This is a genomic window from Desulforapulum autotrophicum HRM2, assembly GCF_000020365.1.
Classification (GTDB): Bacteria; Desulfobacterota; Desulfobacteria; order Desulfobacterales; family Desulfobacteraceae; genus Desulforapulum; species Desulforapulum autotrophicum.
The window spans coordinates 5,348,868-5,372,039 of sequence record NC_012108.1 but is presented as its reverse complement, the minus strand read 5'-3'; the positions used below and the strand labels follow the sequence as shown (position 1 = coordinate 5,372,039).

The following is a 23,172-nucleotide window of genomic DNA, read 5'->3' as shown; positions in this document are numbered from 1 at the left end:
GAGGAGGTGGTATGGGACTAAAGAGGTATGTGGTCGAGTTGGGAACCGGTGCGGACCTCCATGGCAACGATGTTACCAAGGCGGCCTGCCGGGCCGTCAGGGACGCAATTTCAAGAAGCTGTTTGTGCGGAATCATGGAGATCCTTGATCTTAAACAGTTCCAGGGCGTTCATGTGGAGGTACTGGTTGCCTCACCTTTTCCGGATAAAGTGGATTCCATGGCGGTCATGGAAGTGATTCCCATGGGAACCAAAAACATCCGGTCGGTTATGGGCGGCATGATTGCCCAGGGAATCTGCGTGGATTGTTTTGGTCGTAACTGCGACAGCATCCTGGTGGCAAATGCGGCAGTGACTGTTTTTGTGGATGTCGATGAACGCATCGGCGGCCCAGGGATAAAACACAGCAACAGATAAGGAGGCGTTGAGATGAGTTTGTCCAACGAACAGATGGTTGGGATGTACACCACCATGGTTAAAATACGGCAGTTTGAAACCCGGGTACAAGGCTTTTTTGCTGAGGGTAAAATCCCTGGGTTTGTTCACCTGTACATTGGCGAAGAAGCTGTGGCCACAGGGGCTTGCGCGGGTTTGAGGATTACAGATTATATTACAAGCACCCACAGGGGGCACGGTCACCTCATCGCCAAGGGTGGGGATCTGAAACAAATGATGGGTGAAATATTTGGTAGGACCACGGGTTACTGCAAGGGTAAGGGCGGGTCCATGCACATTGCGGATATCGATCTGGGGATTTTAGGGGCCAACGGCATTGTCGGCGGCGGCGGTCCCCTGGCCAATGGTGCGGGCCTTGCCATTAAGGCCCGTAAGGAGGACAACGTAGCTGTCTGCTTTTTCGGGGATGGTGCCTCCAACCAGGGAACAACCCAGGAAGCGTTGAATCTGGCCAGCGCCTGGAAGCTTCCCGTTGTTTTTGTAAATGAAAATAATGGTTACGGTATCTCCTGTCCCACCAGCAAATCAATGGCAGTAACCGATATTGCAGACCGGGCTGCAGCCTATGACATACCGGGCGTTGTGGTGGACGGCAATAATGTCCTTGATGTTTTCGAAGCCGTGTCTGAAGCCGTTAAAAGGGCGCGTAGTGGCGACGGACCCTCGTTGATTGAATGCAAGACCTATCGATGGCGGGGGCATTTTGAGGGCGATGCCTGTGTTTACCGTGAACCCGGGGAGCTGGAACGCTGGGTCGAAAAGGATCCTATTCCACGATTTGAGAACAAGCTTTTGGCAGAGGGGATTTTAACCCCTGAAACGGTGGCGGAAATAAAGACTGCCGTGGAAAAAGAGCTTGAGACGGCTGTCACCTTTGCCCTGGACAGCCCCCTTCCCGACCCGTCAGACTTGACCCGGGACGTCTATGCCTGAAGGCGGCGCCAGCCACATTAACATCAAGGAGGAAAGATCATGGCGACCAAAACATATTTACAGGCCATAAACGACGGCCTTCGGCAGGAAATGGAACGCGATTCCAATATCATTCTTCTGGGTGAGGACATCGGACGGTTTGGCGGCTGTTTCGGTGTTACCCAGGGACTTTTTGATCAGTTTGGGGAGGACCGCGTCAAGGACACCCCCATCACGGAAAGTGCCATCATCGGTGCCGCCACGGGTGCTGCAGCAGCAGGTCTGAGGCCAGTGGCAGAACTTATGTTTGTTGATTTCATCGGCGTGGCCATGGACCAGCTGTTCAACCAGGCAGCCAAGATGCATTTTATGTTTGGGGGTAAGATCAAAATCCCCATGGTTGTTCGAATGCCCCAGGGGGCGGGCCTTGGGGCCGCAGCCCAGCATTCTCAATCCCTTGAGGCCTGGTTCATGCACGTGCCCGGTCTCAAGGTGGTGATGCCGGCGACCCCCTATGACGCCAAAGGGCTTTTGATTTCAGCCATAAGGGATGACAACCCCGTGGTGTTCCTGGAGCACAAGCTGCTTTACGGCACCACAGGCGAGGTGCCGGATGACCCCTATACCATTGATTTTGGTAAGGCCAATATTTGTAGAAAAGGGGAAAATCTGACCATCGTAGCCACATCGCAGATGGTTTTGACTGCCCTGGATGCGGCGGAACAACTGGCCAAAGAGGGCATCAGCTGCGAAGTCATCGACCCACGCACCATTTCTCCCCTGGATATGGGCACCATTATTGAATCGGTTAAAAAGACCCATGCATTGCTGGTGGTCCACGAAGCAGTCAAGATCGGAGGGGCAGGTGCAGAGATTGCGGCCCAGGTGGCAGAGGAGGCGTTTGATTACCTTGATGCTCCCATTGTTCGGGTGGGAGCACCCTTTACGCCGGTTCCTTTTTCAACGCCCCTGGAGCAGGCGTTTATTCCAAATGCCGGCCGCATTATAGAAGCAGTCAGAAAGATGAGGGGATAGTTTTTCAACTTGCGGGGGCCTGATGACCTGTTTGCAGGCCCCTGTTTCCAGATTCTTTTTAAAAGGAATAACCGTTTTGACTACAGTCGGCATCATAGCCAACCCGGTATCGGGCAAAGACATCCGGCGTCTGGTCGCCCATGGCAGTGTTTTTGATAATCAGGAAAAGGTGCGTATGGTGCGGCGGATTCTGACCGGCCTTGCTGCCACAGGTGTTAAAAAGGTTTTTTACATGCCTGATGGCTATGCAATCGTACCCCGGGCGGTCCGGGGCGTATCCGTTCCCATGGAAATAGTGCCCATCCCCATGGAACTTCAAGATTGCCAGATGGACTCCACCAATGCCAGCCGGCATATGGCTGAAGCCGGGGTCAGGGTTATCATTGTCTTGGGCGGGGACGGCACCTGCCGGGCAGTGTCCAAGGGCAATGATACGGTTCCCATGCTTCCCTTGTCCACCGGCACCAACAACGTGTTTCCCTATATGATCGAGGCAACCGTGGGCGGACTTGCCGCCGGGTTTGTCGCCACAGGGCAGGTTCCCCTTGATCCCTGTGTTTATCGTTCCAGTCGGCTGGAGATCATCAAGGATGAAAAGATCATTGATATCGCCCTGGTTGATGTGGCGGTTTACAATGATCGTTTTATCGCATCCCGGGCCATATGGGACATGGACAAGGTGTTGCAGATTTTTCTGACCCGGGCCCGCCCGGATTCCATTGGCCTGTCGGCCCTGGGAGGACAGTTGACAACGATTACCCCCCATGACCACCGTGGGTTGCACCTTTTGCTGGGCAATGGGGGAGATAAAAGGGTGACAGCCGCCATTGCACCAGGCCTTTTGGGGTCAGTATGGGTGAAAAAGGAGGAGATCATGCAGGTCAAGGATGCCCTGCCAGTGGAAACCATCCCCTGTGTTCTGGCCCTGGACGGGGAAAGGGAGGTGGAAGTCAAAAAAGGGGACACCCTGACGGTGTGGCTTTCAGATCAGGGGCCCCTGGTAATTGACCTTGCTGAAACCATGGCATTTTCCCAGAAAAAAAGATTGATGGTAAAAACGTCGTTTTCGTAATATAAAATTGTGCAGGAAAAATACTGTTTTTTTATCCAGGAAATTAAACACTTTACCGGTATTATTAATTTTAAAGGGAGAAATAAAATGGGTGATATCTTAAAGGCCGCTTTTATCTTTGTGGCGCCGGATGCGGATCCTGCAACCCACCGCCAGTGGGTGAAAACGCCAAAGGTCCATCTTCTGGCCATTGGGGTCAAAGATTACGCCGGGGCGGTTGACGCTGCACGAAAAATCGTCGCAGAGGACGGCGTCATGGCCATTGAGCTTTGCGGCGGGTTTGGCGCCCGGGGTACCGCCATGGTATCAGAGGCGGTGGGAGCTAGGATTCCTGTGGGTGTGGTGCGTTTTGACATTCATCCGGGGCTGGGCAATGCCAGCGGTGATACGCTTTTTTGAGAAAGTCTTTTCAGGAAGTGGCAGGGGGACAGCCCTTCATACCAAAGGGCTGGTCTCCCTTTGTTTTTTTTAAAGGTTCAAATCTCATGCTTTGTTGTGGCCGAGAACCCATGCCATGCTCCGGCCCTGCCGGTTAGTCGAACAGGTCTTCAAGGGCTTCAAATACATAGCTCATGTACATCAGTTTTGGGGATCCGCCCATGGCAACCGACATGAACGCCGCCTGGAGGATATCCTCCCGGGATGCGCCCAGGGATGCAGCGTTTTCAATATGAAGGGTGATGCACATATCGCACTGACTCATCACGGCAAGGGCCACCAGAATCAACTCCAGGGTTATTGGGGATAATCCGCCTTTTCCCCCCAGGGTCTGGGTGAATTCAAGATATTTTCCATATTCCCTGGGTGCATACTTCTGCAGGTAGTTCATGGCTTCGGCGGTTTTCTCTGCTGTGTTCATGGGGTTCTCCTTTCTATCTTTGCGTGTACGGGTATTGCCGATTCATTAGGGGGCTGAGCTCCCCCCTCGGGCACTATCTATCTTTCAGATATAGCAAAACCCGTGCCGGGCGAACCCTGGTTTTATCTGTTAAATTCATGGAGAATTTCTGTGCCCAGGTTTTAACAACACCCCTGTTTGTTCAATTATTCAGCACTTGTTGTTGATGGTGTTCGATTTTAGAACAGTTCTGGTGCAAGGGGTCGGTATGATCTATCTGAACATCTGTCATTGATTAAAACCCGGTCAAGAGCTTCTGCCACATGGGCAGGGGTATGGCGTCGACCCATGAGGGCCGACGCAAGTTCCAAAGCCTTTTGGGCGGTCAGGCGTTTTCCGTTGAAGCGGGCGTTCTGGATAATTCCCCTTTGAACCTGCAATTGAATTTTCAGCTGGTCGGTCATTGATTCCAGGACGGTTTCAAAACGGTAGTCTGGTGAACGGGCAAAATTCCATTCCCATGAGTTGTATTTGCCCTGGGCAGTGCCATTGATTATGCCCTGTTCTGCCATGGACAATGCCGTTTGAAAGGCCCCTGGATTTTTTTTCTGAAAAAAGGTCAGGAATCGCCGCATGAACGTCCCAGCACTGAGGTCTGTTTTAAGGAGGGGGCGCAGGTTGGTCACCTGTTTTCGGATTGAGTCCACAGACCTGTCAATGTATTTACCAGAACCTTTTGAGAGTGCATGGGAGAGCGTCCCAAGGTCTGTGTCATACAGGAGCGTGCCATGGTGTAATCCCCGACTTTTGTGAAGGTGCTGGGCATTTCCTGATATTTTGCCGCCAGGGACCGCAAGATCGCTCTGGCCTTCCAGGTGGACGGCAACCCCCATTTGATCCAGAAATTCAATGACGGGTCCCAGCAAATGATTAAAATTGATGGCATAGGGGTTCTGTATGGTGCGGATCATGGTGAAATTGACATTTCCCAGGTCGTGGTACACGGACCCTCCGCCGGTAATGCGCCGGAAAACAGGGATGTGGTGGCGTTGCACATAATCATGGTTTATCTGGGCAAAGGGATTCTGGTTCCGGCCCACAATGATGGATGGCCTATTTTGCCACACCATGAAAAAATCTTCACACCTGCGGGTCAGGAGGTATTCCTCAAGGGCCAGATTCCGGGCCGGATCGATACAGGGATTGAGCAAAAGGATCATAACTGCATTTCCCTTATGGCCTGGCGATGAAATGGGGCAGAGGTGTGTCGATTTTTTTAATTATGGATTTGATATCAGTCATAAGAGGAACCCCACAATCTTTGGATAGCGGTGAGAATAAACAGGGGACTCACCTTAACTGTTCTTTCCAGGTAGACCTCTGGGTTTTAATCGTTTATCCATTCAAGTATACCGGCTTTTTTAAGGTTTAAAAACCCTGGTCTTACGTTACGTTAGACTATGTTCAAAAATCAGCTGAAATATGTGCCCTTTGATGCAACGCAGAAGACGAGCTGAAAGACAAGCAAGATTGAGGAATTATTTGTTTCTGAGTCCCTTAGTTGTCCATGATGTCCAGGGGAAAGTCGTGTCCAATGTTTTTTCGTATTCTGCCGGCAACAAGAATAAGGCTGATACCAATAAGCATCATTGTTGCGGGTACACCGGCCGTGCCAGTGATGGTGCTTTCTGTCACGCTTGCTTCTACTAGCTCTATCTGTGCTTCCTGGGAAACGCCAACCGGAGCCGGAAAGATCAGTAAAAAGAACACTATTAAAATGAGGGAATGCTTTGTATGGGGTATCATAACATCTTTTTTTATCCTGCATCCATAGGTTATGAATAATGCACAAAGTGGAGAATTAAGCCTTTCCTTTATCTGTTCATTATGGCCTCGATGCCAGGATCACATCCATCTGGGCTTTAAAGGTCCCTTTAGTTTTTCCAGGTCCCCCCTTTTCCGGAGAACTGCCGCCACCGCCAGAGGGGCCGCCACCGCCAGAGGGGCTGCCACCGCCAGAGGGGCCGCCACCGCCAGAGGGGCCACCACCGCCAGAGGGGCCGCCACTGTCGTGCATCCCCTTTCCGGAATGTTCAGAATCGTTGCCGGGAAGCCCATTGTCCTGGGATGACAAGGTCAGCATCAGCCGGGTGGGGGGGGCAATTTCTCCATGGGAAACAAGGACATCCCGGCGGATAACCGCCTCAATGACAAGGGGGCCGTTTTTCGAATTTCCCATGCCCAGTTCAATTCCATTTTCCCTGGCTTTGGAAAGGGTCATGGTCATGGGTACGGGTGACTGGGGACAGGTGACCACAAGGGTTCCCGGCAGTTTTATCGATCCCTTTTCCATGTCCCGTCCCGGGCGATCCGGTCTGTCCAGGGGGGCAGACCCCCCTTGATCGGGATCTGAATTTGATTCAAACGTCTTTTTTCTACCAGGTTGGTCAGGGGATTTTTGCCCCTTTACCGAGATGGAAAACGGGACGGCTTCTCCCTCCTTTCCCGGGGCCAGGCTCAGCGTAAACCCGGCCAGCATCAATTCCTGCTTTACATCCTGGTCTCCAATAGTGGCATATATGCAAAACGCCCCTTGATCGTTCATTACACGAATACTTGTCCGGGTCTCTTGATCATGGTACTGGGGTGGGGTTTCAGGCCACTCCCGGCCCTGGCCGTCCGCCGTTATCCGGACCGTCTGCCAATGGCTTTCACCCTGGGGTATTTTTGTGCTGCACCCCCCGGCCACGGCCAATACTGCAGAACAAAGCACGACCGCCAACACTCTTTTTTTCTTTGCCTTCATGGATACATTTTCCTTTTTTATACATCGGCTCGCTCAGTAATATAAAAATCAGGATAAAGTTTACCTGTAAAATATGATGAAAAACAGAGGAAATTAAACGGTTTTGAAGTGTTTAAATCCCGAAAATCTGCCATAGGTTACAACGTATCCAGGTTGTGCCGGTTAGAAATTAAGACCCAGGGTCGCCCCAAAAGTCCGGTCTGTCATGGGATATCCCTGACTGTTTGAATACGTTTCATCAAACAGATTATTGACGTAAAGTTTCAAGGTGCCCTTTTTAAGGTGATACCAATCGTGGAACAACTGCTGCTCCACGGCAAAGTCAAACACATGGTAGCTGTCTATGCTGACCTCGTTCACATACAGGTCGCTTGGATCATCATCAACCATGCTGATCACCTGCTGAACCTGTTTGTCCTGGAATTTGTAGTCCAGAAGCAGCAATGTGTTTTCAAAGAGATTGTACTGAAGCCCGGCGTTCAAACGGTGTTTGGCCCGGTCACCCAAATCCTGGTCTGCCCATTCTTCCGGTCCTCCGTTGTGGGGGCCTTTGTCTTTCCACTCATTAAACGAGTAACTCAGATAAAAGTAAAGGTTGTCCAGAATATTGCCGTTGAGTTCCACATCCACGCCCTCTTTGTGGACATCTTCAAGTTCCACCATTCGTCGTCCCCAAATGGCCTGTTTGAAATAATCCGTGGCCGCATTTGCCCAGATGCCATAATCCTGAAATTCATAATGGGAAACATCGATGTTAAGGGAAATATTACGCCACAATCTTCTGGTGAAAACCACATCATATCCAATACCATGGGTGGGATCAATCTCAACACCGGATCCCCAGCTGCAAACTTCGCAGTAATCCCTGGGCGTCCATATTTTACTGATCCCAAGGGAGACTGAGGTATCCCTGAGCCATGGGGCAAGCTCGTCCATCTCATATGTGAGAAAGGATTTGGGTGCCAGTTGATCATAGTTTCGTCGCACATGGGTTGAACTATGGGAGGGATCTTTAAAGGCCCCGTCAGGATAAGTTGTGGAGGGCTCCCACCAGTTGTCCCACCAGATATCGATGTTTTCGTACCTCAGGCCTGCTGTCCAGGAGAGACAGGGAATGATCTGCCATTTGTCCTGGAGGTATCCGGCCCAGGTTTCAACTATCTTTTCCGAGTATTTCTGGTACAGGTGGGCCGTGTCCATGCCCATGGTGATTTGATGATTGTCTGATATGTTAAATTCGTTTTTTACCAGGGCACCATAGGAAACATAATTGGTGGCATATTCGCTGTAATCAAAACCGTCACGGTGAAAGGCCTGGCTTTCGTCCGTATAATATGTCCCCAGGGACCATTTTCCCATGGCTGACGGCTGCACAAAATCAAAGCGAAGGGAATGACCTTCATAATCTCTCCTGCTGTCATCATCCGGGTTCAGCCACCTGGGAGAGACATCCTTTGCCTTGACCACTGGATAATTATTATCATAATCCTTCCTGGAAGGATCATTTGCACAGGGAATTTCCCGTTCAAGGTCGCTGTATGTTCCGGTCAGACGGATATATCCCCCCGATGGAAGTTTGTAACCCAGCCGTCCGGTTACAGTCGCCATGTCGGCCTCGTTGTTTCTTAAATATCCATCGGTGTGATATTTTTCATAACTGAAACCTAAATTCAAGCCGCCTTTTCCACCATTAAGGTCTACCTTTTGGCTCTGGGTACCATAACTTCTAAAACTTGTGGAAATACTGCCTTCCAATTGTGGGGTTTCAAAAAAAGTCGGTTCCCTGGTTTTTAGATTAAGGACACCGCCAAAACTTTTACCATCATAAAGTGCGGAATGGGGGCCTGAAAGAATTTCAATGCTATCCACAAGGGAAAGGGGGATCATGCCGAAGTCCACATAATGGTCACCCCACCAGCCACCGGTTTTTTGAATGACCAGACCATCCACTGATACCAGAAACTGACGGGTGTCAAACCCTCTCATCTGGATACTGTCGGACTCGGGAACCAGATCGCTTTCTCCTCTGAAATCAATGATTGCCCGATCCTTGAGGATATCCAGCACATTTGTGGGCTGTCCTGCAATATTGTAATCGTCCATAAAAACTTCGGTTTTGTTGGGGCTGAGTTTGACGTTCTGGGCTGTTACTCTTATTTCATCCATTACAAAAGCATTGTCCGATGGATTATCCGAAGATTTGTCGGAAATTTTGTTTTCTTCGGACAGGGCTGTCCCGGCCATTAACAACATTAAAAATATCGTCAAAATAAACGTTTTTTTCATCTGTGCAATTCTCCTTTTTATGGGCTTTTCAAAGGGGTTTCAGCCTGAACGATTAAATCCCAGAACGACAAAAGCCCGAAAGCCTTCCATGGATATATTTCTTATCCTAAGGAAGCCTTCCAGGCTTCATTGAGTCTGATATAACAATTTTTTTTGGGCCGGAATAATCCTTCCGGCATTTTGGATTACGAACTTTTAAACGGTTTTCCAACCTGGAAATATCCCAGGGTCACCCTTCCTTCGCCAACGGCTTCTGCCGCCACTGTTACTGGCAAATGCTAACTAATATCCATCAATAAAAAAGTCAAGTCTTATTCGGCATCGACAACTTGCTTGACGAAGAGATCACCAACCATCTCTCCACATCCCGGTGTGAGGAGCTGATACTATCTTTGTGTTTGGAAAATATAGATTTAACTGGTAGGATATCGCCAGGTATTGGTAATCGGCATGGAGCGGGGCCGCCATAGGAATTTTTTTGGCATTTCAAGCTGACAGCCAATAGCGGACAGTTTAAACCTCTGTTACAGACAGGAGATAGCCAATGGCCGATGGAACTTTTGAGAAGGTGACCCATTCTGACAGGCCCTTTTACGGTGCCCGAAAACTGCTGATTTGTGGATTTAGTTCCAAAGCGCAGGTCAAGTTTAAAAATTTGCTTCAAATGGTCAATATCACAGACCTTCCGATTGTCTGGGCCACATCCGGGGAGGATGAGACGTGTCTGTCCGACCTGTTTGCCCAACCCGACAATACCGGCAGCGGCGTATCTTCAACGCTGCCCAGGGCTATTGTCCTTTCCGGTATTACCAACAATGAGCTTCACCGGCTCATGGACATGGCCCGTAAAACCGGCATGAAGCCGGTTTTGTGGGCTGTTTTAACCCCCACATCCGAAACATGGACCCTTAAATCGCTGCTGGGTGAGTTGGCAGCGGAACGCAGGGCCATGCAGCAGAAGAAATAGCATTGTCAGAGGGTTTCATTGGTCACCGCTGAAAATATATCCCGGGTTTCAATGAAACCTTCACTGGCATCAGGAATCTTGTTTTCACTCAGGGGTTGGTATTTATATTGAATCCGCATTTAAACGGATCGTCATCTTCGACTACAAATTGATGGATCCCGGTAATGTGGGCCCGGCCCGTAATTTCTGGAACGATAGCGCTCTTGTCTCCAACCTGTAAAGTATCAACAATACGTCCACGAAAGGCCGTGCCGAAAATGCTTTGGTACTCATAGGGCTCTCCAATTTTCAGCTGGCCCCTAGAATGAAGCAGTGCCATCTTTGCACTTGTTCCTGTTCCGCAAGGGGAGCGATCTATTTGCCCTGAACCAAAAACAACGATATTTCTCGGCGGCACTGTTTTTTCATATATTTCAACAAGTTTTACCTGTGCAGGATTGCCTGTGCCGGGATGAAAGATCTTTGTGATCTGATTTACCTGATCTCGAATCGTCAATCCCCATTGTCGCAATTGATCAATGTTTTTTGGTTCCACGGTTGTTTGTAAATGCTCTGCTGCCACCAGAGCAAAGAAATTTCCGCCATAGGAGATATCAATGGGTGTTCGGCCGATTTCCGGAAGATCCAACTCCACCGTATCATAAAAAAAAGCCGGCACATTTCTGATTGTGACATCGGTCACCTTTTTATTTTCAATGACGGCACGAGCCAATATCTTTCCAGCAGGCGTATCAATGATAACCGTTTTTTCGTTGACTCCGGTTTTTGAATCCATGGTAACCATTCCGGTTTCCAGCAAAACCGTGACAGCGCCAATGGAGCCGTGACCGCACATATCCAGATAACCGCCGCCATCCATGAAAATAACACCGGCATCGGCATCCGGGGAAACAGGTGATGTGATAACGGCACCAAACATGTCCTGATGTCCCCTTGGTTCCCACATAAGCATCCTGCGCAGGTCGTCCATATTTTGCTGCATCCACTCTTTTTTCGCCGGCATATCTTTTCCGGAAATATGGGGCAGGCCACCGGTTATAATCCGTGTGGGTTCTCCGGCTGTGTGCGAGTCGACGGTCGTAATCATCTTTGAAAAATGCATAATCTCACTTTTTTTTATTGATGGAAACCAAACATACGTGGGAACCACAAAACGGCCGATTCCCAGTACGTCACAATCATAAGCACCATGATTACCGCAATCAGGAAGGGAATCAGGGCGCGTGAAACTTTTTCAATAGAAATTCTGGCAATATTGGCACCCACAAACAGGCACATTCCCACCGGCGGTGTGGCCAGGCCAATGACCAGGTTAAGAACGCAAATAACACCGTAGTGCAAAGGATCTACGCCTACCATTTTGACCAAGGGAAGAAACACCGGCGTCAAGACCAGCAGGGCTGGCACAACATCCAAAAACATGCCAAAAACCAGAAGAACGATGTTGACCAGTATCAGGATAAAGATTTTGTTGTGGGTCAACGAAAGCACGGTTTCTGCAAGCATTTGGGGAAAGAGTTCAGTGGTTAAAATAAAGGAGAATATGGCCGCCGTGCCCATCAAAATCATGACCCCTCCGGTGGTAATACCTGTTTCCACGAGGACGTTGATCAAAATTTTGAGTGTGACAGTTCTACGGATGATGACACCCACAATGAAGGCATAGAAGGCGGCAATCGCGGCGACTTCGGTGGGAGTGGCTATACCACCGACGATACCTCCCAGGATGACCACCGGCATAATCATTGCCAGCATGGCATCTTTGCTGATCTTGATTTTTTTTTGCAGGGAATATTTTTCCTCCAGTCTGGGTAGATTTTCCCGACACGATGTTATGAAAATAACCGCCATCATGGAAAGTCCAAGGAGCACACCTGGAACAATACCCGCCAAAAACAAGGCGCCAATTGAAATGCCTGTGATTGAACCGTACACAATAAATGGAATGCTGGGAGGGATAACAGGTCCTATTGTCGAAGAAATGGCTGTAACCGCAGTGGAAAAGTCCTTACGGTAATTGTCCTTGACCATGCCGGGTATCATGATGGAGCCCACCGCTGCTGTGTCGGAAACACCGGCACCAGTCATGCCGGCAAAAATCATTGATATAAGGACATTAACATATGCCAGCCCGCCTCGAACCCGTCCGACAAAAATCTTGGTGAATTCGATCAATTCTTCGGTCAGTCCCGCAGCATTCATCAAGTTTCCGGCAAGAATAAACAGTGGAATAGCCGTCAGCAAAAATGAGTCCATCCCGGTAAACATTTTCTGGGCCACCAGAATAAAAGATACGTGGTTGTAAAACACATAACCCAGTGAAGCGACACCCAGTGAAAAGGCAATGGGTATACCACAAATAGCAAAAAATATGAAAAGCAGAAATAGTAAATAGACCATGTTACCCTCTTAATGACAATAGTTGAGTCAGGCTGTCAAGAATGTTCATTAAAACATAGAATAGCATGGAAATACCCCCAATAGGTATCGCCAGGTATGGATAAAACATGGGAATTTGCAATCCCAGAGAAATTTGTTTTAAATTGCGTACAGCAATTTCAAAACCGCCGATGATCATGACAACCAGAAAGACTCCCAGGAGAATATTGCCTGCGATGCGAAGCCAGGTGGCACTTCGTTTTGTAAGGCGGTCTTGTAAGATATTGACAGCAATGTGCCCCTCTGACCCAAAAGCAACGGCAGCCCCAAGCAGGGCAACCCAGATCATTGTGTATCTGACCAACTCCATGGTTCCCATGTAGGTTTTGCCGAAGAAATAACGTCCCACCACATGGAACACAACTGCAAACATAATTAAAGCGATGCCCAGGGCAAGAATCCACCGGAGGAGGCGCTCCCAGTAGCCCACCAAAGTCCGCATTCTGGCAGTCCACCTCTCAAAAACAGCCAGGGTATTTGTTTCAGTATTGTGCATTGAAAATCCTCATTACGATGAATATGGGTAAGCGCTTTGAATCTGAAGGGATTCGGCATTCTGTGTTGGAAAAACGTATTGATTGCTGTTATCTTTTTCCGTGTGCCGGGTTGACGTACAATGCCAACCCGGCAATGATTAAAATAGACTGCTTTTTTTAAATATTAAAATTTTTCACCAAGGGTCTTGATCTGCTCAATAATCGGCTTCCAATCAGGATGTTTGGCATAAATATCGGTGTAGACCGACTCGGTTGCCTTTCGCATGGAAGTCAGGTCTGGATTTCTCTCCACAATCATGTTGTGATCAATGGCTGTCTGGAGGTGTTTTTCTTCTGAATCACGGCCCAGTTTGCGGCCATACTGGCTGGCCGCAATACCGGCATCCATAACGACTTTCTGATCTTCTTTTGACAATTTTTGAAATTTATCAAGGTTGACAAGCAACACCGCACCACCCCAGATGTGCTGGGTGATGCTGATATATTTCTGGACTTCCCAAAGACTTCGTGCGGTGATCACCCAGTTCGGGTTGGACTGACCATCAACCACGCCGGTCTGCAGTGCGGTATAGAGCTCGCTATAAGCGATGGGGATGGGATTGGCGCCCAGCGCCTTTGTTGTGGCGATTCGGACAGGGGCTTCAATGCATCGCATTTGAAGACCTTTGTAATCGGCTACACCCTTGATGGGATGTTTGGAATTGGTGGTATTGTTAATGCCGTCATCAAAAAATGCCAGGGCTTTAAATCCGGCGCTGTCCAGTTTGTTGAGAATTTCTCTTCCAATGGGGCCGTCAAGGACGGCATCCAGGTGGTTTGTGTTGCGAAAAAGGAAAGGGAGTTCCAACAGGTCTCCCGTCGGCTCAAAGGCTGACACCGGGCCAAGGGTTGCTGCAGAAGCGTCGATTATGCCACCCTGGATACCTTCCAGAATTTCCCGGTCGTTCCCCAGTTGGCGCTGGGGGAAAATTTGAATTTTGAGTCGCCCTTCCGTACCTTTTTCAACAAGTTCTTTGAACTTTAGTGATGTTGCATGATATGGATTGTCTGGTTCAGCTACGCACACATGTGCCAATTTCCACGTCTGCGCGGCCATTCCATTGCCTAAAAATGCCAGTGAGAAGACCATCACAAGAACCGTCATCGCAAATAGTTTAAATACTTTGTTCATCGGTTTGTTCCTTTGTTTAAGGGTTTACAACATATTTACTCAACTTTCGGACTTTAACTTTGATGATCGGGGGCAGGCTTGTGTTATTGGAGGCTGAATTTTTTATCAGGCTCCATGCTTTTGAACAATATCTTGTCTGCTTTCTAAACCGAACAAAAGTGCAATAATGCAAGCCTGACCCCCACCTAAACAGCCAATCCAAAAGTTGAGTTTAAATTTTATACTAAAATAGCAGGGCAATTGAGCCTTTGATGCAACGTTGCAGATGGGCCAAAAGACAAGCAAGTCAGTTCAAGTTATAAAATTTATGGTCCTTAACCTCTTTACAGGAACTTAAACCTGAGTTCAATAAAAATAATATCATTCCTAGGATTTTGAAGCACTGGTTCAGTTCATTTGGCCTCCCAGGTGTAGAGGGATCTGGGCTTTTTGGTGTTGTGAATCTGGAGGGGGGCAGTCGTTCCAATACTGAGTTATTGTCATGGCAGTATGCAGCCGTATTTAAAAAAATGCTTAAGTTTTGACATTTGGCTTATGAGGCGCTATATAGAATATCGGTTCTAGTTGATATCATGAAATTATTTAGTATATGTGGGCGCATCCAAACGGAGGTACCCGTTACATGATTTGGAAACATTTAGATCTTAAAGGCTTAGACTTAAGGAGTGAATGATGCTGCTGCTGAATCCCAAGAACTACCAGGAAAGAAACTACCCCGACGAAAGATCCAGAGAAATTATGCTCAAGACCATTGAGTGGTTTGAGAATAAGGGACACAAGAAGATGAAGGAAGATTTCTTGACGCCGGAATTCACCTATGATTTTGCCGATTTCATCAAACGAGAAAAAATTTTTGAGACCCTTTTTCTTCCTGAGGGATACGGCGACAAGGGCCAGTACTACAGCACCTACAGGATGTTCGAGTTCTCGGAAATCTGCGGATTCTACGGCAGCGCTTACTGGTACATGTACCATGTCTCTACCCTGGGCCTTGATCCGGTATTTCTGGGGGACAATGAAGCGCTTAAACACAGGGCCGTGGAAGTTCTCAAGGGCAACCCGCTTTGTGCCTTTGGTCTTTCCGAAAAAGAACATGGGGCTGACATCTATTCCTCGGATATGAAGCTGTATCGCCAGGCAGACGGGACCTACCTGGCAAAGGGCTCGAAGTATTACATCGGCAATGCCAATGAAGCCAGCACCATTACGGTTTTTGGCAAGATCGCCGACACGGATGAGTATGTGTTCTTTGTTGTTGATTCAAAACATGAAAAATTCGAATGCATCAAAAACGTCATCCATGCCCAGAACTTTGTGGCCGAATTTGCCCTCCACGACTACCCCATCACCGATGCTGACATCAGCTCCCGGGGCCCCAAGGCATGGGACGACATGCTCAACACCATCAATATCTGCAAATTCAACATCGGTTCCGGCGCCATCGGAATTGTAACCCACTCTTTTTACGAAGCCCTGAACCATGCATCCAAGCGAAACCTCTACGGGAAATACGTCACTGAATTCCCCCATGTAAAACAGCTGTTCGTGGATTCCTTCTGCCGCCTGGGCGCCATGAAGCTCTTTGGCCTCAGGGCCACTGACTATATGAGGGCGGCGTCGGCAGATGACAAGCGCTACCTCCTCTATAATCCGATTATGAAGATGAAGGTCGCCATCCAGGGCGAAGTGGTCCATGAGCTTCTCTGGGATATCATTGCCGCCAAGGGGTTTGAAAAAGACACCTACTTCAGCCAGGCGGTTTTCGAGCTCAAGGGGTTTCCGAAACTTGAAGGGACAAGACATGTCAACATGGCCCTGATTGCCAAACTGATTCCGAACTACATGTTTAACCCCAAAGAGTATCCCGAGATTCCCAGGCTCACCGGCAACGAAAATGACGACTATCTATTCAATCAGGGCCCCACAAGGGGATATGCAAAAATCCAGTTCCATGACTTCCGTAAGACATATGCAACAAAAGAGCTGCCCAATATCGAGATTTTTAAAGATCAGATCAAGGCCTATGAGGAGTTCCTCATCGGCTCAGGCATGGCCCTTGGTGAACAGATGATGAATGATTTTGCCTTTCTTCTGGGTGTGGGTGAAATTTTTACCCTGATCGCATACGGACAGCTGATCATTGAGAGTGCTGCCATGGAGAATATAGATGATGATCTCCTGGACCAGATGTTTGATTTCATGGTCAGGGATTTTTCCGCATACGGCGTGGATCTTCTCGGCATGCCCACCACCACCGAGGTCCAGCAGTCTGCATGCCAGAAAATGATCAAGCGACCTTTTGCCAATGCAGCGCGTTTTGAAAAGGTATTGAAAGATCATGTATACTCCCTGGTTGATACCTACGCGATGACGGAATAGATATTCAGATATCTCCTGAAAAACAAGGCGGGGGGCCTTCTCCGCCTTCACCTATTAGAAAGGCTTGTACGATGATTATTTCCGTCCGTGATTGGGTAAAAAAAAATATTTCGGACCCAAAATTATTCTATCTGTTCTTATCGATTTCTTTTGGTCTGGCTGTGATTTATCTCTTTGGAGAGATGCTTACACCGGTGCTGGTTGCCGTTATTATTTCCTATCTTCTGGAGGGGCTCATCCTGCAGTTGATGCGGCTTAAAGTTCCCCGAATCGTTTCTGTGACCATGGTTTTCATGGTATACCTGATCGCTTTCACCATTACCGTCATCTGGTTTATTCCTTTGATTTCCAGGGAGATCATTCAATTGTTCCAGCAACTTCCTTCAATGCTGGCCAGGGCACAAGGGCAGCTGGAGTCGCTGCCGGAGCACTACCCCGAACTGGTAACGGTTTCACAGGTTCAGGAGCTTTACGCCTTTATTTCTTCCTCTTTGTCGGCCATCGGCAAACAGGTGCTTGCCTTCTCCTTCTCATCAGTGAAGGAGCTTGCAACATTCACAGTCTACCTTGTGCTTGTTCCGTTTCTAGTGTTTTTTCTTCTCAAAGATAAGGAAATGCTCATCGGGTGGATCAATCGATATTCACCGCCTGCAAACGACCTTGTAACCACCGTCCTTACCGCGGTCAATCTTCAGATTGCAAATTACATCCGCGGAAAAGGGTGGGAAGTCCTTATTATCTGGGCCGGGACATGGGTATGCTATCATCTGATAGGGGTACAGTACGCCCTGTTGCTTTCATTTCTTTCGGGGATTTCGGTGATCCTGCCCTATATCGGGGTTACCGTCGTTTTTTTACCGACGATTCTGATTGGCTATTTCCAGTTTGGATGGGATGTCCGGTTCTTGTATACTGTTTCCGCCTACTCGGCTGTTCAGCTCCTGGATGGCTTCATTCTTGCGCCGCTCCTGCTCGCCGGGGTGGTAGACCTGCACCCTGTTGTCATCGTCATTGCTATTCTCTTTTTTGGGAATCTTTGGGGGCTATGGGGATTATTTTTTGCGATCCCCCTGGCAACGCTGGTGAAGGCACTCCTTGATATCTGGATGGTGCGGCAGAGGGAGAGAGGCAGTCTATAAATCACGGGTGCGAATTTTGCCCCTGAGTTTTTTAAGCTGGGCCCTTTGGGTTTTGCCTTCCAGGCGGCGTCGCTTAGACCCGGCCGTGGGTCGTGTTTTGCGTCGTTTTTTAGGGGTGACCATGCATTGGTGTATCAGGGCGACAAGCCTTGCAAGGGCCGCCTCCCGGTTCATCTCCTGGCTGCGGTGTTCCTGGGACTTGATGATGACGACGCCGTCGTTGGTAATCCTCTGGTCGTTGAGTCCCAAAAGCTTTTCCTTGTAGTACTCAGGCAGGGACGAAGCCCGGATGTTGAACCGCAGGTGAATTGCGGATGAAACCTTGTTGACGTTCTGCCCGCCTGCGCCCTGGGCACGGACGGCCGTCATTTCGATTTCTGCATCTGGGATGGTGATCTTGTTTGAAATTTTAAGCAAAATACCCCTTGGAAAAAATCATAATCATGGCCCGGGTATACCCCGGGGTCCATGGCGTTTTTAATTGTCCTGATTCCAAATGGACGATAACATTTGAGGCATAGGTTTACAATTGTTATTGCCCGCCAATACCCCATGGTCGACAGGGGCATTTTTTTGATTTTGCAATTGTTAAATTAAATGAGCATGTGGTAATAAACAGATGCAGCTGAGATTTCCATATTTGAGCTGCGTCTGGCGAAAAAACTGTAAAAAAAAATAAGGAGAAAACCGTGGGCAAAAAATCGCTGTTCGGGATATTGATCCCATTGGCTGTCATCTGTTCATTCATGGGCTGTGGCGATAAGATCGAACCTGGTACCACCCCAGCAGCTGCGACAACAGTCATTAAAACCCCTGTGGCCGTTGCAACCATAACTACTCAGCCTTTTGTCTACGAAGCCCTTGGTACAGTAACAGCCCAGAACGCCACCACCCTGTCGGCCAAGATCATGGGAACCGTGCGGGGGGTGAACGTCAAGGAGGGTGATCGTGTTCGCCAGGGGGACGTGCTGGTGGTGCTTGATAAACGACAGGTGGCCTCAGGGCTTCGCCAGAGTGAAGCCGGTCTGGCCGAGGCTGGAAAAACCGAAAATGCCGCCGTTTCAGCCCGGAATGCGGCCCGGGCAGGGGCGGACCTGGCAGAGGCCACCTACAGGCGTTATCAGAAACTCTTCCAGGAAGACTCCGCCACCCGCCAGGAATTTGAAGAAGCCGAAGCCCGTCATCTCCAGGCCCGGGCGGCCCTGGCCCAGGCCGAGGCCATGGTGGCCGCGGCCCGATCCCGTGTCGAACAGGCCCAGGCAGCGGTGTCCGGGGCTGGAGTCTCCCAAAAGGATGCCACCATCCTTGCCCCCTATGACGGTATTGTCACTGCCAAGATGATCAACCTAGGTGATCTGGCATCCCCCGGGACTCCCCTTGTTACCCTGGAAAAGTCAGGCGGATTCCAGGTGGAATTCCTGCTGCCCGAACATCATATCCAGGCAGTGGAGACGGGCCAGGTCATACAGGTCACTATTCCGGCACTGGAAAAGGCCCCGGGGATTACCGGTACTGTTAAAACCATTGCACCGGGAGCGGATGCAAAGAGCCGATCGTTTACCGTCAAAGTCGTGCTTCCGGAAAACACCCTGCTTCGTTCGGGCATGTTTGCCAGGGTCACCATTCCGGTGGGTCAGGGCGGCATGCTCCTGATGCCCCAGTCCGCCCAGGTGGTCCAGGGTCAACTCACTGGATATTTCATGGTGGATGACAAGAACAATGCTCATTTCCGCCTCATGAGAATCGGCAGGCAATTCAAGGATACGGTTGAAGTCATTTCAGGCATAAAACCCGGTACCCGTTACCTGGTGTCCCCCCCGGCCGGATTAAAGGACGGGGTTAAAGTGGAGGGGGCATCATGACCATCAAACAAGGCCCGGCTGGTAAAATCGCCGCATTTTTTATTGACTCCAAACTCACGCCCCTGATCATCATTGCCTCCATTCTTCTGGGTATTGCAGCGGTGATCGCCCTGCCCAGGGAGGAAGAACCCCAGATTATTGTTCCCATGATTGATGTATTTGTAAAAATGCCCGGGGCCAGCGTTAAAGAGGTTGAACAGCGGGTGACCAAACCCATGGAAAAACTGCTCTGGGAGATCCCCGGGGTGGAGTATATCTATTCCACATCCATGCCCGGCATGTCCATGGCCGTGGTGCGTTTTCTGGTGGGACAGGACGAGGAGGCGTCGATTGTCCGGCTGCAATCCAAGCTCATGGCCAACTATGACCGGATTCCAACCGGAGTGAGCCCTCCCCTTATCCGTCCCAGATACATTGATGATGTGCCCATTCTGGCCCTTACTTTCTGGAGCGAAGAGGTTGACCATTACCAGCTCAGACGACTCACCGCCGAGGTCGAGGATTTGGTGAAACGAGAGCCCAATGTCTCCATCACCAGTATCATCGGTGGACAATCGCGCCAGGTCAGTGTCCGCCTGGACCCCACCCGTCTGGCCGCCTATGGCCTGGATGTGGAACAGGTATCAGCCCTTGTGTCTGTGGCCAACCAGGCCTCTGATTCCGGCAGTTTTCCGTCACGCCAGGGTCAGATTGTCATCCACACCGGTGGTCTGCTTAAGGATGCAGAAGAGGTGGGCCGGGTGGTGATCAACGTCTCCAACGGCCATCCTGTATATCTCAGGGATGTTGCTGAGATTGAAGACGGTCCATCTGATCCAGAACAATATGTTTTTTTCGGTACCGGCCCTGCTGCCGGGGAAAAAGAGATTCCTGAAGTCCATGCCTCCCGGGGTGTGTTCCCGGCCGTTACCCTGACCGTGGCCAAAAGAAAGGGTACCAATGCCATCAGCGTGGCGGAAAAGGTGCTGGAACGGGTCGAGGATGCCCGGGGGAGGATCATACCGGATAACATCCACATGACCATCACCCGCCATTACGGCGAAACCGCTGAAGAAAAATCCAACGAACTGCTGTTTCACATGCTCATTGCCGTGGTGTCCGTGACCATTCTTATCTGGTTTACCCTGGGCCACAGGGAATCCGGCGTGGTGGCCTTTGCCATTCCCGTCACCCTGGCCCTGACCCTGACCACCTTTTATCTTTATGGATACACCCTGAACCGCATCACCCTGTTTGCCCTGATCTTTTCCATCGGTATTCTGGTGGATGATGCCATTGTGGTGGTGGAGAATGTGGTGCGCCATTACCGCCTTGTTGAAAATCAGGGCCGCTCAAAATTCAAGGTGGCCATTGAAGCCGTGGATGAGGTGGGCAATCCCACCATCCTTGCCACCCTTGCCGTTATTGCCGCCATTCTTCCCATGGCCTTTGTGGGTGGCCTCATGGGGCCCTACATGCGCCCCATCCCCATGGGGGCATCGGCGGCCATGTTCTTTTCCCTGCTGGTGGCATTTATTGTCACCCCCTGGGCTTCAGTACGAATGATTAAATTTGAATCTGGTCAGGGTCATACCGGGCACAATGACCATGACGGTGATGACTGGTCCATAAGGTTATATCGGAAAATCATGGACCCCCTGCTCCATAAACCCTTTTGGCGATGGAGTTTTCTTCTTACAGTAACACTTCTTTTGATCCTGGCCTGCGCCATGGTTGGGGTGGGGCTGGTCCGGGTAAAGATGCTGCCCTTTGACAACAAGAGCGAATTTCAGGTGATTCTGGACATGCCGGAAACCGCCACCCTGGAAGCGACAACGTCAGCGGCCATGGATATGGGGGAATACCTGAAAACCGTCAATGAGGTGGTGGATTACCAGATTTACAGCGGGACATCGGGCCCCTTTAATTTCAACGGCCTGGTGCGTCACTATGACCTGAGAAAGGGGCCCAACATGGCCGACATCCAGGTGAACCTTGCCGAGAAAGGTCATCGAAAGGATCAGAGCCACGCCATTGCAAGAAGGGTGAGACCTTCTTTGAAAGCCATTGCTGACCGGTATGGGGCACGGGTGAAGATTGCAGAGGTACCCCCGGGACCCCCGGTGTTATCCACCCTGGTGGCGGAAATTTATGGGCCTGACTACCCAGGGCAAAAGGATCTGGCCCTTAAGGTTAAACATATATTTGAGACCACCGAAGGGGTGGTGGATGTGGACTGGTACATGGAAGAGGATCAGGTGCGGTTTCAGCTGGATATTGACCAGGAAAAGGCGGCTGTCAATGGCATCAGTGTCGGAAGGATTGCCCGAACCCTCAAGCTTGTCCTGGAGGGTCAGCAGGCAGGGCTTCTCCATCAACCCCTGGAGAAGGAGGATGTGCCCATTGTGCTCCAGCCGACCCTTGCCAACCGGGCCGGGGTGGACCGGCTGGGAGCGGTTATGCTGCCCGCTGGTGACGGCACCCTTGTTGCCCTGACCTCCCTGATCCGAATCACCGAAACCGAACCTGACCGGAGCATTTATCACAAGAACCTGATGCCCGTGGTCTATGTCACCGGCGATGTGGCCGGCGCCAAGGAGAGTCCGGTGTACGCCATCCTGGAGATGTGGAAGAAAATCGACGCCATTACCACGGAACAGGGATACAAAATTGTCCAACATACGGCTGCCCTTCCGGAAAGTGACCGACAACTGTCCATGAAATGGGACGGGGAATGGCACATCACCTATGAGGTGTTCCGGGATCTTGGCCTGGCCTTTGGTGTGGTTTTGGTCCTGATCTTTGTCCTGGTGGTGGGGTGGTTTCAGTCGTTTTCAACGCCCTTTGTAATCATGGTGGCCATTCCCTTTTCCCTGATCGGGATTCTGCCTGCCCACTGGGCCATGGGTGCCTTTTTTTCCGCCACCTCCATGATCGGCTTCATTGCCGGGGCCGGTATTGTGGTACGAAATTCCATTATTCTGGTGGATTTCATTGAGCTTAGAATCGAACAGGGCATGCCCCTTGACAAGGCAGTGATCGATGCCGGAGCCGTGCGGTTCCGGCCTATGATGTTGACGGCGGCCGCCGTGGTGGTTGGGGCATCGGTGATTTTGTTTGACCCTATTTTCCAGGGACTTGCCATTTCCCTCATGGCAGGGGAAGTGGCATCGTTGGTCTTTTCCCGCATGACGGTGCCGGTGCTCTATTTCTTGGATAAACGCTGGGAGTCGGCCCATATCAAGGCGGCTGATACGCCCACGGAATGATTATCTTGTCGATTATTCAAAGGCCCAGGAATGGGGGGGCAGGGTTTTTGGTGATGGGTCCATGGA

General features: G+C 50.1%; 20 protein-coding genes. 10 read left to right on the top strand and 10 right to left on the bottom strand.

Annotated features, from left to right (window positions below):
- The first annotated feature begins 11 nt into the window (after positions 1-11).
- The 5 genes from HRM2_RS23555 to HRM2_RS23535 all read left to right on the top strand — a co-directional run bounded on the left by HRM2_RS23555 (position 12) and on the right by HRM2_RS23535 (position 3,873).
- The gene (locus HRM2_RS23555; protein ID WP_015906522.1) at positions 12-416 is read left to right on the top strand and encodes a Lin0512 family protein; all 405 of its coding nucleotides are present in this window, start codon (positions 12-14) and stop codon (positions 414-416) included.
- A 12-nt stretch (positions 417-428) separates the two neighbouring features.
- Positions 429-1,388 (top strand): thiamine pyrophosphate-dependent dehydrogenase E1 component subunit alpha, encoded by a 960-nt coding sequence (locus tag HRM2_RS23550; RefSeq protein WP_015906521.1) that lies wholly within the window; start codon positions 429-431, stop codon positions 1,386-1,388.
- A gap of 39 nt (positions 1,389-1,427) precedes the next feature.
- Complete coding sequence (locus tag HRM2_RS23545; protein WP_015906520.1) at positions 1,428-2,402, top strand: alpha-ketoacid dehydrogenase subunit beta; 975 nt, start codon at positions 1,428-1,430, stop codon at positions 2,400-2,402.
- Positions 2,403-2,424: 22 nt separating this feature from the next.
- Complete coding sequence (locus tag HRM2_RS23540) at positions 2,425-3,474, top strand: ATP-NAD kinase family protein (protein WP_015906519.1); 1,050 nt, start codon at positions 2,425-2,427, stop codon at positions 3,472-3,474.
- An 87-nt stretch (positions 3,475-3,561) separates the two neighbouring features.
- The gene (locus HRM2_RS23535; protein WP_015906518.1) at positions 3,562-3,873 is read left to right on the top strand and encodes a DUF6506 family protein; all 312 of its coding nucleotides are present in this window, start codon (positions 3,562-3,564) and stop codon (positions 3,871-3,873) included.
- A gap of 133 nt (positions 3,874-4,006) precedes the next feature.
- Here HRM2_RS23535 and HRM2_RS23530 read toward each other — a convergent pair whose 3' ends face one another.
- The 5 genes from HRM2_RS23530 to HRM2_RS23505 all read right to left on the bottom strand — a co-directional run bounded on the left by HRM2_RS23530 (position 4,007) and on the right by HRM2_RS23505 (position 9,404).
- Positions 4,007-4,333 (bottom strand): carboxymuconolactone decarboxylase family protein, encoded by a 327-nt coding sequence (locus HRM2_RS23530; RefSeq protein WP_015906517.1) that lies wholly within the window; start codon positions 4,331-4,333, stop codon positions 4,007-4,009.
- Positions 4,334-4,551: 218 nt separating this feature from the next.
- Positions 4,552-5,532: a lipoate--protein ligase gene (locus HRM2_RS23525; protein ID WP_015906516.1), complete on the bottom strand. Its 981-nt coding sequence runs from the start codon at positions 5,530-5,532 to the stop codon at positions 4,552-4,554.
- A 337-nt stretch (positions 5,533-5,869) separates the two neighbouring features.
- A complete protein-coding gene (locus tag HRM2_RS23515) occupies positions 5,870-6,118 on the bottom strand; it encodes a hypothetical protein (RefSeq protein ID WP_015906515.1) in 249 nt (82 codons plus the stop codon).
- Between the two features lie 79 nt (positions 6,119-6,197).
- Complete coding sequence (locus HRM2_RS26320) at positions 6,198-7,118, bottom strand: hypothetical protein (protein ID WP_015906514.1); 921 nt, start codon at positions 7,116-7,118, stop codon at positions 6,198-6,200.
- A 162-nt stretch (positions 7,119-7,280) separates the two neighbouring features.
- A complete protein-coding gene (locus tag HRM2_RS23505) occupies positions 7,281-9,404 on the bottom strand; it encodes a TonB-dependent receptor, FCYXU motif-type (protein ID WP_015906513.1) in 2,124 nt (707 codons plus the stop codon).
- 544 nt (positions 9,405-9,948) lie between these two features.
- Here HRM2_RS23505 and HRM2_RS23500 point away from each other — a divergent pair.
- Positions 9,949-10,371, top strand: a complete 423-nt coding sequence (locus tag HRM2_RS23500; protein WP_015906512.1) for a DUF3783 domain-containing protein — start codon at positions 9,949-9,951, stop codon at positions 10,369-10,371.
- A gap of 88 nt (positions 10,372-10,459) precedes the next feature.
- Here the strand turns inward: HRM2_RS23500 and HRM2_RS23495 are convergent, their stop codons facing one another.
- The 4 genes from HRM2_RS23495 to HRM2_RS23480 all read right to left on the bottom strand — a co-directional run bounded on the left by HRM2_RS23495 (position 10,460) and on the right by HRM2_RS23480 (position 14,478).
- The gene (locus HRM2_RS23495) at positions 10,460-11,458 is read right to left on the bottom strand and encodes a proline racemase family protein (RefSeq protein ID WP_232364138.1); all 999 of its coding nucleotides are present in this window, start codon (positions 11,456-11,458) and stop codon (positions 10,460-10,462) included.
- 29 nt (positions 11,459-11,487) lie between these two features.
- The gene (locus HRM2_RS23490) at positions 11,488-12,771 is read right to left on the bottom strand and encodes a TRAP transporter large permease (protein ID WP_015906510.1); all 1,284 of its coding nucleotides are present in this window, start codon (positions 12,769-12,771) and stop codon (positions 11,488-11,490) included.
- Position 12,772: 1 nt separating this feature from the next.
- A complete protein-coding gene (locus tag HRM2_RS23485) occupies positions 12,773-13,306 on the bottom strand; it encodes a TRAP transporter small permease (protein WP_041273470.1) in 534 nt (177 codons plus the stop codon).
- Positions 13,307-13,470: 164 nt separating this feature from the next.
- Positions 13,471-14,478 carry a TRAP transporter substrate-binding protein gene (locus HRM2_RS23480; RefSeq protein ID WP_015906508.1) on the bottom strand — a complete coding sequence of 336 codons (1,008 nt, stop codon included), beginning with the start codon at positions 14,476-14,478 and terminating at the stop codon, positions 13,471-13,473.
- Positions 14,479-15,147: 669 nt separating this feature from the next.
- On the opposite strand from HRM2_RS23480, the gene HRM2_RS23475 reads away from it, so the two are divergent.
- Positions 15,148-16,857 carry an acyl-CoA dehydrogenase family protein gene (locus HRM2_RS23475; RefSeq protein ID WP_232364137.1) on the top strand — a complete coding sequence of 570 codons (1,710 nt, stop codon included), beginning with the start codon at positions 15,148-15,150 and terminating at the stop codon, positions 16,855-16,857.
- Between the two features lie 71 nt (positions 16,858-16,928).
- A complete protein-coding gene (locus HRM2_RS23470; RefSeq protein WP_015906506.1) occupies positions 16,929-17,996 on the top strand; it encodes an AI-2E family transporter in 1,068 nt (355 codons plus the stop codon).
- Here HRM2_RS23470 and arfB read toward each other — a convergent pair.
- Entirely contained in the window at positions 17,991-18,413 is a 423-nt protein-coding gene (arfB, locus tag HRM2_RS23465) for an alternative ribosome rescue aminoacyl-tRNA hydrolase ArfB (RefSeq protein WP_015906505.1), read from the bottom strand. The genes HRM2_RS23470 and arfB overlap by 6 nt on opposite strands.
- A 272-nt stretch (positions 18,414-18,685) precedes the next feature.
- Between arfB and HRM2_RS23460 the strand changes: the two genes are divergently transcribed.
- Positions 18,686-19,858: an efflux RND transporter periplasmic adaptor subunit gene (locus HRM2_RS23460; RefSeq protein WP_015906504.1), complete on the top strand. Its 1,173-nt coding sequence runs from the start codon at positions 18,686-18,688 to the stop codon at positions 19,856-19,858.
- Positions 19,855-23,106 carry an efflux RND transporter permease subunit gene (locus tag HRM2_RS23455; RefSeq protein ID WP_015906503.1) on the top strand — a complete coding sequence of 1,084 codons (3,252 nt, stop codon included), beginning with the start codon at positions 19,855-19,857 and terminating at the stop codon, positions 23,104-23,106. Before HRM2_RS23460 ends, HRM2_RS23455 begins: the two co-directional genes overlap by 4 nt.
- Positions 23,107-23,172 lie beyond the last annotated feature (66 nt).

What these genes read in the sequence shown, in the direction of transcription:
- HRM2_RS23555 (WP_015906522.1), top strand. Translation starts at nt 12, where the DNA reads ATGGGACTAAAGAGGTATGTGGTCGAGTTGGGAACCGGTGCGGACCTC.
- HRM2_RS23550 (WP_015906521.1), top strand. Translation starts at nt 429, where the DNA reads ATGAGTTTGTCCAACGAACAGATGGTTGGGATGTACACCACCATGGTT.
- HRM2_RS23545 (WP_015906520.1), top strand. Translation starts at nt 1,428, where the DNA reads ATGGCGACCAAAACATATTTACAGGCCATAAACGACGGCCTTCGGCAG.
- HRM2_RS23540 (WP_015906519.1), top strand. Translation starts at nt 2,425, where the DNA reads ATGACCTGTTTGCAGGCCCCTGTTTCCAGATTCTTTTTAAAAGGAATA.
- HRM2_RS23535 (WP_015906518.1), top strand. Translation starts at nt 3,562, where the DNA reads ATGGGTGATATCTTAAAGGCCGCTTTTATCTTTGTGGCGCCGGATGCG.
- HRM2_RS23530 (WP_015906517.1), bottom strand. Translation starts at nt 4,333, where the DNA reads ATGAACACAGCAGAGAAAACCGCCGAAGCCATGAACTACCTGCAGAAG.
- HRM2_RS23525 (WP_015906516.1), bottom strand. Translation starts at nt 5,532, where the DNA reads ATGATCCTTTTGCTCAATCCCTGTATCGATCCGGCCCGGAATCTGGCC.
- HRM2_RS23515 (WP_015906515.1), bottom strand. Translation starts at nt 6,118, where the DNA reads ATGATACCCCATACAAAGCATTCCCTCATTTTAATAGTGTTCTTTTTA.
- HRM2_RS26320 (WP_015906514.1), bottom strand. Translation starts at nt 7,118, where the DNA reads ATGAAGGCAAAGAAAAAAAGAGTGTTGGCGGTCGTGCTTTGTTCTGCA.
- HRM2_RS23505 (WP_015906513.1), bottom strand. Translation starts at nt 9,404, where the DNA reads ATGAAAAAAACGTTTATTTTGACGATATTTTTAATGTTGTTAATGGCC.
- HRM2_RS23500 (WP_015906512.1), top strand. Translation starts at nt 9,949, where the DNA reads ATGGCCGATGGAACTTTTGAGAAGGTGACCCATTCTGACAGGCCCTTT.
- HRM2_RS23495 (WP_232364138.1), bottom strand. Translation starts at nt 11,458, where the DNA reads ATGATTACGACCGTCGACTCGCACACAGCCGGAGAACCCACACGGATT.
- HRM2_RS23490 (WP_015906510.1), bottom strand. Translation starts at nt 12,771, where the DNA reads ATGGTCTATTTACTATTTCTGCTTTTCATATTTTTTGCTATTTGTGGT.
- HRM2_RS23485 (WP_041273470.1), bottom strand. Translation starts at nt 13,306, where the DNA reads ATGCACAATACTGAAACAAATACCCTGGCTGTTTTTGAGAGGTGGACT.
- HRM2_RS23480 (WP_015906508.1), bottom strand. Translation starts at nt 14,478, where the DNA reads ATGAACAAAGTATTTAAACTATTTGCGATGACGGTTCTTGTGATGGTC.
- HRM2_RS23475 (WP_232364137.1), top strand. Translation starts at nt 15,148, where the DNA reads ATGATGCTGCTGCTGAATCCCAAGAACTACCAGGAAAGAAACTACCCC.
- HRM2_RS23470 (WP_015906506.1), top strand. Translation starts at nt 16,929, where the DNA reads ATGATTATTTCCGTCCGTGATTGGGTAAAAAAAAATATTTCGGACCCA.
- HRM2_RS23455 (WP_015906503.1), top strand. Translation starts at nt 19,855, where the DNA reads ATGACCATCAAACAAGGCCCGGCTGGTAAAATCGCCGCATTTTTTATT.